Source organism: Micromonospora sp. NPDC051141, from assembly GCF_044455765.1.
Taxonomy (GTDB): domain Bacteria; phylum Actinomycetota; class Actinomycetes; order Mycobacteriales; family Micromonosporaceae; genus Micromonospora.
Window position 1 is genome coordinate 147,237 of sequence record NZ_JBITFD010000016.1, and the last position, 14,048, is coordinate 161,284.

Below are 14,048 nucleotides of genomic sequence, written 5' to 3' on the forward strand. Positions count from 1 at the left end.
ACTGAGCGTAGCTGCGGCGTCTGATCCCCCGTGCCGGAGTCCACTACCCGCCCCCGGAACCGCCGAACCCTGGCCGTGATCTTGTCGACACCCGGCTCAGAGGTCGATGACCGGCCATTCCTTCGGCAGCACCTCGCCGAACAGCTCCCGCCGATCTGTCATGATCGGTGTGGTGGCCCGAGCGGCCTCCAGCGCCGTCTGGGCCAGGTCCGTGCTGCCCAGGGTGCGCGACCAGCCGCCGAGGAACATGCACATGTCGTGCGCGACCGGCGCGACGACCACCTGGTCGAGGTCGCCGAGAATGTCCAGAAGGCGCCAGCCGTCGGTGCTCACCCGGCGGTACGCCTCGGCAAGACAGAGCGCGGGGACGATCACTGACTGCCGCCGGTCCGCCACCTCGGCGAGCTGCTCGCCGACTGACTCGGCACCCTCTGCGTAGGCCAGCAGACACGCGGTGTCGAGCACGAGGCCGGCTTCAGTCACGGACGGCCAGCCGTCCGCGGGACGACTCGCTCAGCAGGGTCGCCGCCCGGGCGCGCAGCTCCGGTGTGATCTTCGCCTGCGCCTCGTCAAGCGCGCGACCCGCCTCGGCGAGCCCGTCCTCGGAGAGTCGGAAGCCGACCTCTCGCAACGCTCGCCGGGTGCGCTCACCCGCCATTCGCTGCCGCACGCTCTCGGTGACAAACGCGGACACGTTCGGCTCCTCGGCCAACCGCGCGGCGACATCGTCAGGAACGCTGATCGCGATCTTCTTGGTCATACCGAGAAGGCTAGTGAGTAGTATCGAGGGCTGCAACGTGCCCCGCCGTACCGCTGCTGGGGTGGGGTGATGTGGGCGCGGCGGCCCGTACCTGTCAGGATTGACGGCGGCGTGCGCACGGCCGGCTCCCGGCCGGCGGCGGCGGGCGGAGTCGAAGCCCGCGCCCCGCGCCCCGCAAGCCCGCGATCGCAACCGACGGAGGTAGCCCGCACCGTGGCTCAGTTCATCTACGTCCTGGAGAAGGCACGCAAGGCGCACGGCGACAAGGTCGTGCTGGACAACGTGACGCTGAACTTCCTGCCGGGTGTCAAGATCGGTGTGGTCGGTCCGAACGGCGCCGGTAAGTCCAGCCTGCTCAAGATCATGGCAGGGCTCGACCGGCCGAGCAACGGCGAGGCCCGGCTCATGCCCGGCTTCTCCGTCGGCATGCTGGCGCAGGAGCCGCCGCTGAACGACGCCAAGACCGTCCTGGGCAACGTCGAGGAGGCGGTCGCCGAGACCAAGGCCAAGCTGGAGCGGTTCAACAAGATCGCCGAGCAGATGGCGACGGACTACTCCGACGAGCTGATGGAGGAGATGGGCAAGCTCCAGGAGGACCTGGACGCCGCCGACGCCTGGGACATCGACTCCAAGCTCGAACTGGCCATGGACGCGCTGCGCTGCCCGCCGCCGGACGCCGACGTGACCCAGCTCTCCGGCGGTGAGCGCCGCCGGGTGGCGCTGTGCAAGCTGCTGCTGGAGGCGCCCGACCTGCTACTGCTCGACGAACCCACCAACCACCTGGACGCGGAGAGCGTGCAGTGGCTGGAGCAGCACCTGGCCAAGTACGCCGGCACCGTCCTGGCCATCACCCACGACCGGTACTTCCTGGACAACGTGGCCAACTGGATCCTGGAGCTGGACCGCGGCCGGGCCTACCCCTACGAGGGCAACTACTCCACGTATCTGGAGAAGAAGGCCGCCCGGCTCTCCGTGGAGGGTCGCCGCGACGCCAAGATGCGCAAGCGCCTCTCCGACGAGCTGGAGTGGGTCCGGTCGAACGCCAAGGCGCGGCAGACCAAGTCCAAGGCCCGCCTCGACCGGTACGACGAGATGGCCGCCGAGGCGGAGAAGACCCGGAAGCTGGACTTCGAGGAGATCCAGATCCCGCCGGGCCCGCGCCTGGGCAGCACCGTCATCGAGGCGCACGGCCTGACCAAGGGCTTCGGCGACCGGGTGCTGATCGACAACCTGTCGTTCTCGCTGCCGCGCAACGGCATCGTCGGCATCATCGGGCCGAACGGCGTCGGCAAGACCACGCTGTTCAAGACCATCGTCGGGCTGGAGCAGCCGACCGGCGGCGAGGTCAAGGTCGGCCCCACCGTGCAGTTGTCGTACGTCGACCAGAACCGGCAGGGCCTGGACGGCGACAAGACCGTCTGGGAGGTCGTCTCCGACGGGCTGGACCACCTCATGGTGGGCAAGGTCGAGATGCCGTCCCGGGCGTACATCGCGGCGTTCGGCTTCAAGGGGCCGGACCAGCAGAAGCCGACCAAGGTGCTCTCCGGCGGCGAGCGCAACCGGCTCAACCTGGCGCTGACGCTGAAGATCGGCGGCAACGTCATCCTGCTCGACGAGCCGACCAACGACCTGGACGTGGAGACGCTCTCCAGCCTGGAGAACGCGCTGCTGGAGTTCCCCGGCTGCGCCGTGGTCATCTCCCACGACCGGATGTTCCTGGACCGGGTCGCCACGCACATCCTGGCCTGGGAGGGCGACGACACGAACCCGGCCAAGTGGTTCTGGTTCGAGGGCAACTTCGAGGCGTACGAGAAGAACAAGATCGACCGGCTGGGCGCCGACGCGGCCCGGCCGCACCGGGTGACCTACCGCAAGCTCACCCGTGACTGACCGGTTCGTCTACCACTGCGCGCTGCGCTGGTCCGACCTGGACGCGTACGGCCACGTCAACAACGCCCGCTTCCTCACGCTCTACGAGGAGGCCCGGGTGGCGATGATGTTCGCCGGCGGCCGGGCGTGGGGCGTCGACTCGTTCGCCGACGGGGTGGTCATCCGCCGGCACGAGGTCGACTACCTGCGCCCGGTCGACTACGCGCTCGGCCGGGCCAGCGCGGAGGCGGCGCCGACCGTCCGGATCGAGCTGTGGGTCGACGAGATCCGGGCCGCCTCCTTCTCGGTCGCGTACGAGCTGTACGACGGTGACACGCTGGCCGGCACCGCCCGGTCGGTGCTGGTCCCGTTCGACCTGTCCACCCAGCGCCCGCGCCGGATCTCCGCCGACGAGCGGGTGTTCCTGCTCCGCCACGCCCCCGGGCTGACCGGATGACCGGGACGACGCGCGGGCACGGGTTGACCGGGGTGGCCGACGCCGGCGCGTTCCTCGCCCGGCTGGTCCGGCTCGACCCGGCCGTCCTGGTCCGGCTCCGTCCGGTGCCCGGCGCCGGCCGTACCGCCCTCTGGGCCCGCCTGCCCTGGGGGGTGCTCGTGGTGCGCACCGTGCCGGGGGACGCGCCCGGCGACGTCACGGTCGCCGCCGCGGACCTGCTGGCCGAACTCTCCGCCGGGGGCGCGGCGCTGCCTCGGCGACGCGACGACGGCTGGCGCTGGCCGCTGCCGCCACCGGTCAGCCGCCCGGTCGAGCTGCTGCCCGGTGCGGAGCTGCGCCGGATCGCGGACGCGGCGGCCGGGACGTTGCGCGAGGCGGCCACCCACGGGGTGGCGGGCCGGGCGGTCGGCCAGCGGGTGCTGCGGGACGCGCTGCTGGACCACGTCGCGGTGGTGGTGACCCCGGACGGGGAGCCCGGCACGCCGGTGGAGGTGTCGCAGCGGCTGGTGCAGGGCGTGGTGCGGCTCGGCTTCCTCGGCACCGGCGCCGGCGACGTTCAGGTGCGGGTGGCCGGCCACTGGGTCGGGCTGGTCGGGCCGTACGGGGCGGCGTGGTCGCGGACGGTCGCCGACCTTGCACTCACGCCTACCCGAGTTCATCCGAACGGATGACCCGGCATCATTCTTCCGGGCTGGGGCGGCCGGTGGGGGGATGCCTCCTGCCGGCTGTCCGGGTACCGTCCATCCTCGGATCCAACGCACCGTAGGCGGCTGGATCCGCTGGGGAGTGAGGTGCGCGAGCGATGCCGTGGTGGTCATGGCGCCCCGGTCCCGCCGGTGGCGGCGATCCGGAAACCCGAAGCGGGACCACAGTGGACGACAGCGTCCGGGTCGGGCCACCGACCCCACGCCGGCCGGACGACGACGCGGCGGCGCCCGAGCGGCCCGTCATCGCGGACATGCCGGCCACGGTCGCCCCGGTCACGCTGAGCCGGGTCTGTGACGCGCTCGACCTGCTCGACGTGCGTTACCTGGCCGACGGTGACGGCAACCTGCTGGCCATGTGGGAGCGGCACGCCGTGCTGGTCGCGCTGGAGGGGCCGGAGGACGAGATCCTCGTCATGCGGGCCCGTCCACACGCGACCGTGCCGCCGGACTGGGCCGACCGGGCCTACCGGGTGGTGAACGAGTGGAACCACACCCGGCGGTTCTGCAAGGCGTACATCGGCGACCCGACCGAGCGTGGCCAGCTCCCGATCTACGCCGAGCTTCAGGTGCCGCTCGGCGCTGGCACCCACGACGCGCTGCTGGTCGAGATGCTCGACTGCGGCGCGGCGGTGGCCACCACGTTCGTGGACTGGCTGCACGACGAGGGCGCCCTGCTCTGAGCTTGCGCCGCCGGGCCGCCGGGCCGCCGGTCAGCCGGCGGCCGGGTCGTCGTCCGCCGCGTTCACCATGAAGTACGCGGCCCGCTCCAGGTAGTCCCAGAGCGCGACGGCGAGCTGCGGCGGCAGGTCCAGCGTCTCCACCGCGTGCCGCATGTGGCGCAGCCAGGCGTCGCGTTCGGCGGCGCCGATCCGGAACGGGGCGTGCCGCATCCGCAGCCGTGGGTGCCCGCGCTGGTCCGAGTAGGTGCGCGGGCCGCCCCAGTACTGGATCAGGAACAGGGTCAGCCGGTCCGCCGCCGGGCCCAGGTCCTCCTCCGGGTACATCGGCCGCAGCAGCGGGTCGTCGGCGACGCCGGCATAGAACTCGTCGACCAGCTTGCGGAAGGCGGGTTCACCGCCGATCGCCTCGAACAGCGTCATCGACTCGCCTGGGGAAGTCACGCTCCCATCCTGCCAGGCGCGCCCCGGTGGCCGCGCCCGCCCGCCGGGCGGCGGAGGTCACGTCACCGCGTGCCGGTGCCGGGTGGGCTCCCGCCCCCGGTCGCCCCCGGCCGGCTCCCGGGCCGCCGGAGGGCCGCTCCCGGCGGCCGACTCGGCGCGGGCGGCGTCGACGGCGGCCCCGATCGTCGCCGGGCGGGGCCAGGTGACCGCCGCGACGATCATGAGCAGCACGCCGGCCGCGCTCCACAGCCCGACCACCGTCGGAATGGTGAACCGCTCGGCGAGCGCGCCGGTGGCCAGCACCGAGACGCCCTGGAGGATCTGCGTGCCGCTGGCCATCACGCCGAACGCCCGGGCCCGGTAGCCGTCCGGCAGCGCCTGCACGAAGAGGCCGTTGGCGACCGGGACGATGCCCCCGACCGCGAAGCCGCACGCGGCGGCCAGCAGCGCCACCACGACCGGCGGCGGATCGAGGAGCGAGGGTACGAGCACCGCCGGCGCGAGGACCGCCAGCGGCGGCATCAGGGCCAGCCGGCGGGCCGGCGTGGTGAGCCGGCCGATCAGCAGCCCGCCGAAGACGTAGCCGATCGGGTTGGCGGCCATGATCACCGCCTGGGCGGTGCCGGTGTCCATGCCGCCGTCGGTGCGTTCGGCGGCCCAACCGGCGGCCAGCCCCTCCGGCACGATCGAGAAGAGCATGGCGCTGAACACCAGCACCGCGATGGCGCGCAGCACCGGCCGCTCGAAGACGATGCGGAAGCCCTGCGCGGTCTCCCGCAGCAGGTGACTGCGGTGCGCCTCGGTCATCGACGGGGCGCGGTCGCGCAGGCCGAACCGGACCAGCGCGGCCGACAGCGCGAACGTGCCCGCGTTGAGCAGCAGCGCGGTGCTCGGATTCAGCACCGCGATGGTCGCCCCGGCGAGGTAGCCGACGACCTGGGCGGCCTGCGCCGCGCTTGTCGAGGCGGCGAGGCCCACCACCAACCGGTCGCCGGCGAGGACGTGCGGCAGCAGCGCCGAGCGCGCCGCCTGGCTCGGCGGGTTGGCCAGCGTCGCCAGGAAGATCAGGCCGAGGATCGACCAGGCCGGCATGAACGGCATGGCGACCAGCACCATCAGCGCCATCCGGATCAGGTCGCAGAGCACCATGACCCGGCGGTAGCGGTGCCGTTCGGCGAGCGCCGAGAGCAGCGGGCCGCCGATCAGCCAGGGCAGGTAGCTGGCCGCGAAGGCGGCGGCGGAGAGCGCGACCGACTGGGTTTCGCGCAGCACGAGCACGGTGACCGCGGCCTTGGCGAGGTAGTCGCCGACCCAGGACAGGACGTTGGCGGCGAACAGCGCGCGGAACTCCGACTGGCCGAACACGTCACGGAAGGTGGCCGGACTCTCCTCGGCGGGTCGCTGGTCGGACACCGTCGCCTCCATCGTTCCGAGCCGGCCACTTGTGGTGGCCCGACCGGGAACCGTCGTCAGATCAACCGATCGGCGAGGACACGACACACTCCCCGGGGGAGCGTGTTCACCGGATTCTGCCCGATCGTCTGACAACTGACTAGGGCGAACGGATTGATCGTCGCATCTCCGACTGAACGAACGGACGATACCCGAGGGGCCGCGCGAGGCGCGACCCCCGGAAATCGGTCGTCCACGCCGGCCCTCAGGCGGCCCCGCCGGTGCCGGTTCCCTCCGGCCGGAGCGGCGCCGGCGGCTGCGGCGGCAGCCCGGGATAGAGCCGGGCGGCGGCGATCCGGGCGGTGATCCCGGAGTTCTCCAGCGCCTCCGCGAGCCGGCGGCGCAGCTCACGGCCGACCGCGAACTGTCCGTCGGCGGTGGTCTTGACCACGGTGCGGATCACCGCGCCGTCGACGGTCATCTGTTCCACGCCGAGCACCTCCGGCTGCTCCACGACCTCCGGGGCCAGCTCCGGGTCCAGTGCCACCGACGCCGCCGCGGTCCGCAGCACGGCGGTGGCCTCCTCGGTGCCGGCGAAGCCGATCGGCAGGTCCACCACGACCAGCGCCCAGCCCTGGCTCTTGTTGCCGACCCGGATGATCTCCCCGTTGCGGATGTACCAGAGCACGCCCCGGCCGTCGCGGACCGTGGTGACCCGCAGGCCCACCGCCTCCACCACGCCCGTCGCCTCGCCGAGGTCGACCGTGTCACCCACCCCGTACTGGTCCTCGATCAGCATGAACAGGCCGGCGATCAGGTCCTTGACCAGGCTCTGCGCGCCGAAGCCGAGCGCCACGCCGGCGATGCCGGCGCTGGCCAGCAGCGGCGCCAGGTCGAAGCTGAACTCCTTGAGCACCATCAGCAGCGCGATGCCGAAGACGAACGCGGTGACCATGCTGCGCAGCACCGACCCGATCGCCTCGGCGCGCTGCCGCCGGCGCTCCGGCACGAACTGCTCGGGGTCGAGGGTGGCGCTGGGGATCCGCTCGCGCAGCGGACGGAGCATGGTCGGCACCGCACCCTGCGTGGTGGTGCGCACCAGCCGGTTGATGGTGCGGTGCAACGCCCAGCGGGCGGCGACGGCCAGCAGCAGGATCAGCGCGATCCGCAGCGGCTTCAGCAGGATCCAGTAGCTGCTCTCGGCGAACCAGGCGGAGTTGGTGGCCCGGTACACCCACTCGCAGGAACTGCTGCCCTTGCAGTCCGGGCGTCGGTCGGAGACGGCGGACAGCACGGCGGTGATCAGGTCGGAGACATTCACGGGAAATTCGTACCCCAACGGCGCGGCGCCGACCGCACGGACCCGCCCCGATGGGACGGTCCGGGGGAGGCGATCATGCCGGCCGGAACCGGTCATCTTGGCATGCCGGGGTCAGCCTCCCAGCGGGTACCCCGGATTAGTGCGTGCAATCCGGGGCGCGATCAGGGACTATTGGCCCAACGGACGTCGGTGATCCGGCCGGCGTCGGGGCCGTTCCGCGCAGTGCGCGGGGCGGTCTCGGCGTGGTGGCGGCGGGAGGGCTGGACCGGGAGGGTGAGCGCGATGCCTGACATACGACCCACGGCGGGCTCCGGTGCACTCGTTCTCAACGCCACCTACGAGCCCCTGTGCGTCGTGTCGGTGCGTCGGGCCGCCATCCTCGTCCTCTCCGCCAAGGCGGTCTGCGTGGCCGACGGCGAGGGCATCCTGCACAGCGCGCGCAACGCGCTCCCGGTGCCCTCCGTGGTGCGGCTGACCCGCTACGTCCGGGTGCCCTACCGCACCCAGGTGGGCCTCTCCCGCCGGGGGATCTTCGCCCGGGACGGGTGGCGGTGCGCCTACTGTCGCGGGCCGGCGGAGACCATCGACCACGTCTTCCCACGCAGCCGGGGCGGCCGGCACGCCTGGGAGAACGTGGTGGCGGCCTGCGCGCGCTGCAACCACACCAAGGGCGACAAGACGCCCGCCGAGTTGGGTTGGCGGCTGCACCACCTGCCGGCGGCGCCGAAGGGCAGCGCCTGGCGGGTGCTGGGGCACCGCGCTCCCGACCCGCGCTGGGCCGACTGGCTCGACCTGCGCGAGCCGGAGCCCGAGGCGGCCTGACCGGCCGGCCGCTCAGCGCGCCCGCACCAGCGACGCGTAGACGACCAGGTTGTCGGCGTACCCGGTCTCGCCGCCCACCCAGCGCCCACCGCAGGTGATCAGCCGCAGGTTGGGGCGGCTGAAGTCGCCGTAGACCTCCCGCACCGGCAGCTTCTCCTTGCCGTACCGCTCGATCGAGGTCACCTCGAAGACCGCCACCGACCGGTCCTGGCGGGTCACCTCGATCCGGTCGCCGTCGTCGAGTTCCCGCAGCCCGTGGAAGACGGCCGGGCCGGTGGTGGTGTCGACGTGACCGACGAGCACCGCCGGGCCGTACTGGCCGGGGGTCGGGCCCTGGTCGTACCAGCCGACCTCGCCGGCCCGGCTGACGTCCGGCACCGCGATGCTGCCGTCCGGCGCGATGCCCACCCGGTGCACCGGGGCACGCAGGTTCAGCTTGCCGATGGTCAGGTCGGTCGGCGGGCTGGCCGGCAGCACCGGGAACTTCTTCGGCGGCGGGCGCAGGCCGGCGACGATCCGGTCCGGCAGCACGCTCGCGCCGGTCACCCGCTCCACGCCGAGCATCGCCACGATCAGCACCATCAGGCCGGCCACCACCAGCACCGGGACGCCGGGGCCGGACGTCGGGGCGTACCGGCGGGTGGTGGGCGTGGTGGCGCGGGCCGTGACCGGGCGGACGCGCGGGTCGGCGGTGGTGACGCTGGCCGAGAACGCGTGCCCGGCGGCGTGGGCGAACCGGCGCGCGGCCCGGGACGTCACGCGGAGCGCGGCCCGCAGCCGCCCGGTCCGGTCCGGCCGGTCGGCGGCGGGGCGGGTCCGGCCGCGGCGGGCGCGGCGTGTGGAGCGGGCCATGGCCGGGTCCCGTCAGACGCGGCCACCGGGCTTGCGGCGGGCGCTCACCCCGGCGATCACGGCCACTGCCGCGAGCCCTCCGACCAGCAGCAGCGAGCCGGTGCCCCGGCCGCCGGCCGCGGTGCCCCCGCCGCCGGTCGCCGGCCCCTTGCTCGGCTGCGACATGTTCAGCACGGTGAGCATGGTCGAGGCGGTGTTGCCGTTGGCGCAGTCCAGGTTCACCGGGTAGTCGCCGGGCGCCTTGTTGCCGGGAACGGTGACCGAGCCGGTGAGGAAGCCGTTGTTCGACCGCAGCGTCACCCGGCCGAACGCGTCCGAGGTGACCTGGGCCTGGCGGTTGTTGTTGGCGTCGCAGCCGGCCCGGAGGTTCACCCGCGAGCCCGCCTGGACGCTGTTCGGCGTCACCTCGATGAAGACACTCTCCCCGGCCCGGGCCGGTACGGCCGTGGTGAGGACGAACGCCGCGACCAGGCCGAGCAGGCCCAGTACGGATGACAGCGCGCGATGTGACAGGAGCCCTGGCATGATTCCCCCCTCCCGGTGCGACGGCGCACCGGAATCCTGCTGACGGGCAGCGGGGGCTGCCTTCCCGGCCGGCCGGGGAGTTAACCGGGGCCCCTTCCGCTGCCGCAGGCGTTAACCGGGGGCCCCGCCTTTCACCACCGGGTGCCAGGCCAGCGGCGTCGACAGGACCATGGTGCTGGAGGGCTGGCCGTAGGGGGCCAGGCGGTCGATGACGGCCTCGAACTCGCCCATCGAGGCGGCGGCGACCTTGAGCATGCTGCACGCGTCGCCGGTGATCCGGTGGATCTCCATGATCTCCGGCCACCGCGTCACCGTCGGGTCGTTCAGGATGCAGCGGGAGCCGTAACAGGACATCCGGATCAGCGCCAGCACGGTCCGCCCGGCCCGGGCCAGGTCCACGTGGGCGTGGTAGCCGGTGATCACCCCGGACTCCTCCAGCCGCCGGACCCGCTCGGCGACGGCCGGCGGGGACAGGTGCACCCGGCGGGACAGCTCGCTGAACGAGAGCCGGGCGTCGGCCTGGAGCTCCCGGAGCAGCGCCCAGTCCATGTCGTCCACGCGGCGGCCTTTCTTCCGTGAAGTCGGAGACCCGAGATGCTTTCGGCTCGTGAGGTCAGACCACCATACCGCCGTTGAACCGGCATTCCCTCGGCGCGCGTACCGGCGAGATCATGGCGATTACCCGCGCACGGACGGAGATGACGGTGGAACAGACGACGGCGGTGCGCCCGGCCACCCCGCAGCAGCGGGCGGCCCGAGCGGCGCGTAACGGAGGCGAGCCGACGCTGGAGTTCGCCGAGCGCGTGCCGTACGACGCGTACGTGCACGCCAGCACGCTGCACCAGCTCCAGCAGCCGCTCAGCGACGACCCGGGCGAGATGTCCTTCCTGATGGTCAGCCAGATCATGGAGCTGTACTTCAAGCTGACCTGCCACGAGCTGCGGCACGCCCAGCGTGAGCTGCGGGCCAACCGGATCTGGGAGGCGCTGCCGCCGCTGCGCCGCGCCGCGCTGCACCTGGAGGGGCTCAACGCCGCCTGGCAGGGGCTGCGCTGGATGACGCCGGCCGACTTCAACCGGTTCCGGGACCGGCTGGGCGAGGGGTCCGGCTTCCAGTCCGCGATGTACCGGCAACTGGAGTTCCTGCTCGGCCTGCGGGACCCGGCGCTGATCCGCCCGTTCCGCCGGCAGACCGACGTGCACGCCGAGCTGACCGCCGCGCTGGCCACGCCGAGCCTCTGGGACGACGTGGTGGCGCTGCTCGCCCGCCGCGGCTTCCCGCTGCCGGCCGAGCTGCTGGAGCGGGACGTCGCGGTCGAGCACGAGTCGCACCCGGCGGTCGAGGCGGCCTGGGTGCGCGTCTACGGCGACGGCGGTCCGGACAACCACCTGCGCCTGCTCGGCGACGCGCTCACCGAGGTGGCCGAGCAGTTCGGCGACTGGCGGTGGAACCACGTCAAGGCGGTGCAGCGCACCATGGGCGCGAAGGTCGGCAGCGGCGGCTCGGCCGGCCTGGCATGGTTGCAGCGCAGCATGGCCCGGGTGGTCTTCCCGGAGCTGTGGTCGGCCCGTACCGCGATGTGACCGGAGAACACACGATGATCACCCCCGAGAGCGAAGCCCACCGGCTCGACGCCACCGACGCCGGTCACCGGCACCTGTTCCACGTGCCGCCGGCCGAGGGCGGGCGGTACCCCGACGTGGCGTACCTGGCCGGCAACTCGCTGGGTCTGCAACCCCGGGCCACCCGCGACGAACTCGTCGCCGACCTGGACGCCTGGCGGCGGCTGGGCGTGGAGGGGCACCTGGAGGCGGAGCGGCCCTGGCTGTCGTACCACGAGTTGTTGACCGCGCCGGCCGCGCGACTGGTCGGCGCGCTGCCCACGGAGACCGTGGTGATGAACTCGCTCACCGTGGACCTGCACCTGCTGATGGTGAGCTTCTACCGGCCCGCCGGGGAACGCACGCGGATCGTCATCGAGGACAGCGCGTTCCCGTCGGACAGCTACGCGGTGCGCAGCCAGGCCCGGTTCCACGGCCTGGACCCGGACGCCACGGTGGTGCGGCTGAAGCCGCGTCCCGGTGCGGACACCCTGCGCACGTCCGACGTCACCGACTTCCTGGCGGCCGAGGGGCACACGGTGGCGTTGCTGCTGCTCGGCGGCGTCAACTATCTCACCGGCGAGCTGATGGACATCCCGGCGATCACCGCCGCCGGGCGGGCCGCCGGCGCGGTCGTCGGCTGGGACCTGGCGCACGCGGCCGGCAACGTGCCGCTGGCGCTGCACGACTGGGACGTCGACTTCGCCGCCTGGTGCTCCTACAAGTATCTGAACTCCGGTCCGGGCGCGCTGGCCGGCGTCTTCGTCCACGAACGCCACCTCGGCGACGCGTCGCTGCCCCGGTTCGAGGGCTGGTGGAGCACCGAGGCGGCCACCCGGTTCGAGATGACGCCGGTGTCCCGACCGCCGGCCACCGTGGAGGCGTGGCAGATCTCCAACCCGCCGATCCTCGCGATGGGCCCGGTACGCACCTCGCTGGCGCTGTTCGACGCCGTCGGCATGCCCGCGTTGCGGGAGCGCAGCCTGCGACTCACCGGCTGGCTGGAACGGCTGCTCGACGAGGTGACGCCCGGCCGGCCGCTGACCGTCATCACGCCGCGCGACCCGGCCCGCCGGGGTTGTCAGCTCTCGGTCCGCATCTCCACCGGCAGCGCGAACGGGCTGACCAAGCGGCTGCGGCACGAGCACGGCGTGATCGCCGACGCCCGGGAGCCGGACGTGGTCCGGTTCGCGCCGGTGCCGCTCTACTCGACGTACCACGACTGCTGGCGGGTCGCCGACGCGCTGGCCGCGACCGTGGAGGCCGCCTCATGAGTACGGAACGCGACGAGATCGCGGTGGTCGGCGCCGGGCTGGCCGGCTGCCTGCTGGCCTGCTTCCTGGCCCGGCGCGGCTACCCGGTGGCGCTCTACGAGCGGCGGGGGGACCCGCGCACCGGCACCGTCGAGCGCGGGCGCTCGATCAACCTGGCGCTCTCCGAGCGCGGCCTGGACGCGTTGCGCCGGATCGGCCTGGACGAGCAGGTGATGGCGGACGCGCTGCCGATGCGCGGCCGGATGATCCACCCGGTCGAGGGCGAGCCGCAGTTCCAGTCGTACAGCGTCTCCGGCGACCGGGCGATCAACTCGATCAGCCGGGGCGCGCTGAACAACGCGCTGCTCGACGCCGCCGCCGCGCTGCCGGGCGTGCGGGTCGCGTTCGACCACCGGCTGGTCGGCCTCGACCCGGTCGGCGGCGAGATGACGTTCGAGACCCCCGAGGGCAAGGTCACCGCCACCGCGTCGGTCGTCCTCGGCGCGGACGGCGCCGGCTCCGCGGTGCGCGGGCAACTGCTGGCGTACGGGGGGCTGACCGAGAGCCTGGACTTCCTCGACTACGGCTACAAGGAGCTGACCATCCCGCCGATCGGCGGGGAGTTCGCCCTGGACCCGGGCGCGCTGCACATCTGGCCGCGCGGCACCTCGATGATGATCGCGCTGCCGAACCCGGACCGTTCCTTCACCTGCACGCTGTTCTGGCCCACCCACGGCAGGAGCAGCTTCGCGTCGCTGAGCAGCCCGGCCGCGATCGAGCGGTTCTTCGCCGTTCACTACCCGGACCTGGTGCCGCTCGCGCCGAACCTGGTCGACGACTACCAGCACAACCCGGTCGGCGTGCTCGGCACGGTGCGTTGCACGCCGTGGCAGGTGGCCGGCCGGGTCGGCCTGCTCGGCGACGCCGCGCACGCCATCGTGCCGTTCTACGGCCAGGGCGCGAACTGCGCGTTCGAGGACGTGGTCGAGTTGGACCGCTGCCTCGACGAGTGCGACGACGAGTGGGCCGCCGCGCTGCCGCTGTTCCAGCACCGCCGCCAGGACGACGCGGAGGCGATCGCCCGGATGGCGCTGGCCAACTTCGTGGAGATGCGGGACAAGGTCGCCTCGCCGGTGTTCCGGGCCCGCAAGACGGTCGAGCACGCGCTGGAACGGGCGCTGCCCGGCCGCTACGTCTCGCAGTACGAGCTGGTCTCGTTCTCCACCACCCCGTACGCCCAGGTGCGCCGCCGGGTCCGCCGGCAGTACGCCGCCGTCGGCGCGGTCGCGGCCGGCGCGGTGACGCTGCTGGCCGCCGGTGTCGGCGCGGCGTTGGGGAGGCGGCGGTGACGCGCTGGGACCCCCGGCT

General features: G+C 73.0%; 16 protein-coding genes. 8 read left to right on the plus strand and 8 right to left on the minus strand.

What is annotated here, in order from left to right; translation table 11 throughout:
• Positions 1 to 96: 96 nt before the first annotated feature.
• Together ACIA6B_RS26880 and ACIA6B_RS26885 are read right to left on the minus strand one after the other, a co-directional pair.
• Complete coding sequence (locus ACIA6B_RS26880; protein WP_396777441.1) at positions 97 to 483, minus strand: hypothetical protein; 387 nt, start codon at positions 481 to 483, stop codon at positions 97 to 99.
• Positions 476 to 760 (minus strand): hypothetical protein, encoded by a 285-nt coding sequence (locus tag ACIA6B_RS26885; RefSeq protein WP_396777443.1) that lies wholly within the window; start codon positions 758 to 760, stop codon positions 476 to 478. The genes ACIA6B_RS26880 and ACIA6B_RS26885 overlap by 8 nt, the downstream gene beginning before the upstream one ends.
• A 213-nt stretch (positions 761 to 973) precedes the next feature.
• On the opposite strand from ACIA6B_RS26885, the gene ettA reads away from it, so the two are divergent.
• The 4 genes from ettA (at position 974) to ACIA6B_RS26905 (ending at position 4,473) form a co-directional block, all read left to right on the plus strand.
• Positions 974 to 2,650 carry an energy-dependent translational throttle protein EttA gene (gene ettA / locus ACIA6B_RS26890; protein WP_396777444.1) on the plus strand — a complete coding sequence of 559 codons (1,677 nt, stop codon included), beginning with the start codon at positions 974 to 976 and terminating at the stop codon, positions 2,648 to 2,650.
• Positions 2,643 to 3,086, plus strand: a complete 444-nt coding sequence (locus ACIA6B_RS26895; protein WP_107155939.1) for a thioesterase family protein — start codon at positions 2,643 to 2,645, stop codon at positions 3,084 to 3,086. Before ettA ends, ACIA6B_RS26895 begins: the two co-directional genes overlap by 8 nt.
• Positions 3,083 to 3,757, plus strand: a complete 675-nt coding sequence (locus tag ACIA6B_RS26900; protein ID WP_396777446.1) for a hypothetical protein — start codon at positions 3,083 to 3,085, stop codon at positions 3,755 to 3,757. The genes ACIA6B_RS26895 and ACIA6B_RS26900 overlap by 4 nt, the downstream gene beginning before the upstream one ends.
• A 131-nt stretch (positions 3,758 to 3,888) precedes the next feature.
• Complete coding sequence (locus ACIA6B_RS26905; RefSeq protein WP_281937367.1) at positions 3,889 to 4,473, plus strand: YbjN domain-containing protein; 585 nt, start codon at positions 3,889 to 3,891, stop codon at positions 4,471 to 4,473.
• 30 nt (positions 4,474 to 4,503) lie between these two features.
• Here the strand turns inward: ACIA6B_RS26905 and ACIA6B_RS26910 are convergent, their stop codons facing one another.
• From ACIA6B_RS26910 to ACIA6B_RS26920, 3 genes are all read right to left on the minus strand, one after another.
• Positions 4,504 to 4,893, minus strand: coding sequence for a globin (locus tag ACIA6B_RS26910; protein ID WP_396777523.1), 390 nt, complete (start codon positions 4,891 to 4,893; stop codon positions 4,504 to 4,506).
• A 78-nt stretch (positions 4,894 to 4,971) separates the two neighbouring features.
• Positions 4,972 to 6,339: an MFS transporter gene (locus ACIA6B_RS26915; RefSeq protein ID WP_396777448.1), complete on the minus strand. Its 1,368-nt coding sequence runs from the start codon at positions 6,337 to 6,339 to the stop codon at positions 4,972 to 4,974.
• Between the two features lie 232 nt (positions 6,340 to 6,571).
• A complete protein-coding gene (locus ACIA6B_RS26920; RefSeq protein ID WP_396777450.1) occupies positions 6,572 to 7,627 on the minus strand; it encodes a mechanosensitive ion channel family protein in 1,056 nt (351 codons plus the stop codon).
• 282 nt (positions 7,628 to 7,909) lie between these two features.
• Between ACIA6B_RS26920 and ACIA6B_RS26925 the strand changes: the two genes are divergently transcribed.
• Complete coding sequence (locus tag ACIA6B_RS26925; RefSeq protein ID WP_107156075.1) at positions 7,910 to 8,449, plus strand: HNH endonuclease; 540 nt, start codon at positions 7,910 to 7,912, stop codon at positions 8,447 to 8,449.
• A 12-nt stretch (positions 8,450 to 8,461) separates the two neighbouring features.
• Here the strand turns inward: ACIA6B_RS26925 and ACIA6B_RS26930 are convergent, their stop codons facing one another.
• From ACIA6B_RS26930 to ACIA6B_RS26940, 3 genes are all read right to left on the minus strand, one after another.
• Entirely contained in the window at positions 8,462 to 9,301 is an 840-nt protein-coding gene (locus ACIA6B_RS26930; RefSeq protein WP_396777453.1) for a class F sortase, read from the minus strand.
• A gap of 12 nt (positions 9,302 to 9,313) precedes the next feature.
• A complete protein-coding gene (locus ACIA6B_RS26935) occupies positions 9,314 to 9,826 on the minus strand; it encodes a hypothetical protein (RefSeq protein ID WP_396777454.1) in 513 nt (170 codons plus the stop codon).
• A gap of 111 nt (positions 9,827 to 9,937) precedes the next feature.
• The gene (locus tag ACIA6B_RS26940; protein WP_396777455.1) at positions 9,938 to 10,384 is read right to left on the minus strand and encodes an Lrp/AsnC family transcriptional regulator; all 447 of its coding nucleotides are present in this window, start codon (positions 10,382 to 10,384) and stop codon (positions 9,938 to 9,940) included.
• A 140-nt stretch (positions 10,385 to 10,524) separates the two neighbouring features.
• Here ACIA6B_RS26940 and ACIA6B_RS26945 point away from each other — a divergent pair, with 140 nt between their 5' ends.
• From ACIA6B_RS26945 to ACIA6B_RS26955, 3 genes are read left to right on the plus strand one after another with little or no spacing between them, the layout of a single operon-like run.
• Positions 10,525 to 11,409, plus strand: a complete 885-nt coding sequence (locus tag ACIA6B_RS26945) for a tryptophan 2,3-dioxygenase (RefSeq protein WP_281937358.1) — start codon at positions 10,525 to 10,527, stop codon at positions 11,407 to 11,409.
• Between the two features lie 14 nt (positions 11,410 to 11,423).
• On the plus strand, positions 11,424 to 12,701 hold the full coding sequence (kynU, locus tag ACIA6B_RS26950; protein ID WP_396777456.1) for a kynureninase: 1,278 nt from the start codon (positions 11,424 to 11,426) through the stop codon (positions 12,699 to 12,701).
• Complete coding sequence (locus ACIA6B_RS26955; protein ID WP_396777457.1) at positions 12,698 to 14,029, plus strand: FAD-dependent oxidoreductase; 1,332 nt, start codon at positions 12,698 to 12,700, stop codon at positions 14,027 to 14,029. The genes kynU and ACIA6B_RS26955 overlap by 4 nt, the downstream gene beginning before the upstream one ends.
• Positions 14,030 to 14,048 lie beyond the last annotated feature (19 nt).